Source organism: Parablautia muri (genome assembly GCF_009917485.1).
GTDB lineage: Bacteria > Bacillota > Clostridia > Lachnospirales > Lachnospiraceae > Suilimivivens > Suilimivivens muri.
Map to the genome: position 1 here is coordinate 1 of NZ_QZDT01000132.1, position 2496 is coordinate 2496.

3 protein-coding genes and 1 tRNA gene are annotated in these 2496 nt (G+C 35.5%); all 4 read right to left on the bottom strand.

From position 1 onward, the window contains the following. Positions 1 to 124: 124 nt before the first annotated feature. The gene (locus tag D5281_RS24570; protein ID WP_160562483.1) at positions 125 to 562 is read right to left on the bottom strand and encodes a hypothetical protein; all 438 of its coding nucleotides are present in this window, start codon (positions 560 to 562) and stop codon (positions 125 to 127) included. Between the two features lie 93 nt (positions 563 to 655). Beyond that, the gene (locus D5281_RS26325; protein ID WP_277935618.1) at positions 656 to 1486 is read right to left on the bottom strand and encodes an ATP-binding protein; all 831 of its coding nucleotides are present in this window, start codon (positions 1484 to 1486) and stop codon (positions 656 to 658) included. Positions 1487 to 1489: 3 nt separating this feature from the next. Next, on the bottom strand, positions 1490 to 1837 hold the full coding sequence (locus D5281_RS26330) for a hypothetical protein (protein ID WP_277935619.1): 348 nt from the start codon (positions 1835 to 1837) through the stop codon (positions 1490 to 1492). 588 nt (positions 1838 to 2425) lie between these two features. Further along, a tRNA-Asn gene (locus tag D5281_RS24580) sits at positions 2426 to 2496 on the bottom strand.

Below are 2496 nucleotides of genomic sequence, written 5' to 3' on the forward strand. Positions count from 1 at the left end.
ACCCAAAAACTTCCCATGATACAAAATATCCGCCTATAGAACTTCTAACAACTGGTATAATTCCCATGTCAACCCAACACATAGTTGATTTATGGCAGGAGTCCTCTGACAAGCCTTGCTTAACTTAATGACATTGGTTCATGGTATATAAGGACACTTTTGCTAAATACCCCACATTCGCCGCGATGATAATCCGTTGCTCTGACTTTCCCTCTATGATATCCGCTATCAACTTTACGAGTTCTTTTTTACCTGGCTCTTGCCTGTCATCAATTGGCATTGCCCGTTTTTCCTCCGGGAGGGCGGAAAAATCCTGGTAGTTCTGAAAACGATAGTCTGAAAGCCGCTGCCCTAAGCTCCTCAAAAGGTGCAATTTCCCGTCTCCTGCCTCGCCAGTAAGCAAAATAAAATGCAAATGCTCTAAATTCTCTATTATCTCTGTTTCCTCCGACAGCACAATCCGAAACGTTTCATCTATACGCCGCTCATCTACCATATAGGAATGACCTTGGTAAGATGAGCAATATTTCAATAATTCTTGTACCTTTTCTTTTACATTCATTTTCTATCTACTATAGAATTTTTCACAATAACATTTTCTCACTCAAAAAGCTTACCTATTTCTATAATTATCTATATTCATTTATTAATCGGCTCATTTTCGTTCATAATATGAGCTCCTGCCAGCACCTTTCTGTTCCAAAATTCCCACTTCACATAATCTGTTAAGATAACGTTTCGTTGTTGCTACCGATTTCCCTAATAAATCACGACCTATTGCATTTGTGATTATAGAATTATCATCCAGATACTTCAATATTGGACTCATGCGATCTTGTTCTTCCTGTGACAACTTTTCTAATTGTACATTTGGCAAAAGTTCTTTTCTAGGTCTATCTTTCAATAGTTTATTATATTGCTCACAAGGTTTACACAATACCATAACGCCCCTGGAGTTAGCATCAATTTCAGGATAGGGAGCCTTTTCCTTTTTACATACCTCCATAACCTTATCAAAGCATCTTCCCCAGGATTCAATCTCTCCAGCCTTGTAGAGAACATCTGCCAGTTTAGGATTGTATGGTATGGAAGAATGTTTCTTATATATTTCATCTACAGGCAAATTTTCTGGCCGTTTTCCATCATTCCAAACATACATTTTATCTTCATAAATACTAATCTGAACGGGAATTCCGGTACTATAATCTTTGTGATTAATGGCATTCAATAGGATCTCACGAAATCCCTCTATTGGAAACATATATGTTTCTGTCCTCTGTAAACCCTCGTAATCAATCAAAGCTTTCATATACTTTGCATATAGCAACTCTACCGTTTTATCTGCTTGTAAAATTAACGGCCCGTGAACTTCATCTTGAAATCTTAAATCAGAATCAGAATCTCCAAAATATCCAATTTTTATATATGCACCTGTTACCCATTTTTCTGGTTCAGGATGAAACATTAAAATTGCTGCCCGTATCAAATTTTATCCTTCAAATAATTTTAAATTCTCTAATAATAATTTGTCATTGACCTCTGCTGCAATTTTACTTAACCGCTTTTTATAAACAGATTTTTTTCTGAATTCCTGCAACGCCTCCTTACTTAGGGCATCTGCTGTTTCTCCTGGTATTGGCACACTATCCCATGTTTTCCCTTGTCTTTCGTAAAGGAATTTTAATAATTTTATCCCCTTTATTTCCTGCATGGTACTACCGCTGCAATAATAATGTTTTCCTCTATAATTAACCGGAAACGAATAACTATCAACAATAATTTCTATATATTCTAATCCATTTTCTTCTATAAGATTTACATCAGCAATAATATTCATCGTAGAAACAATTTTATTAGGAATATCTTCTAATAGCTTTTTGGCATTATGAATCCCTTTTACTTACCCATTATCATCTTTCCCAATAATAAGCGTCCCGCCCTGTGTATTGGCATATCAGCATATCCATTTCAAATATTCATCTTTCCAAATTTCCTTCCATTCAACGCCTTGATGCTCTGACATTTTTCTTTCCTGTTTCCACTTATTTGATTATTTCTATAATTATAGTCTATTCTCATCCTATCTTCAATTGATTTAAAAAATACAAAAAAGAAACCCTGTATAAATCCAATACAAGGTTTCAATACATGGAAAGCCACAGCTTTACCTCCGCTTTCATACATCCCGTATATATTTTTTCTTTTATAAATATTTCATGTTGCCATTTCTGCTTTATATTGACTAAAATGGAAACCCGTCATTTCGAGTAAAAAACTACTAAACTTCTAACAAATATGACTATTTCATTGAGCTATTGAGGATTATCTTTTTCGGTTAACAGTACATTACTTTCTCGAATCCTTCTCTTCTATCTTGAGTATAGCAAAAATCCTGCAAACAGTAATGTTTACAGGACTTTTCAACCTCCCCGAGTAGGGCTCGAACCTACAACAACTCGGTTAACAGCCGAGTGCTCTACCATTGAGCTATCGAGG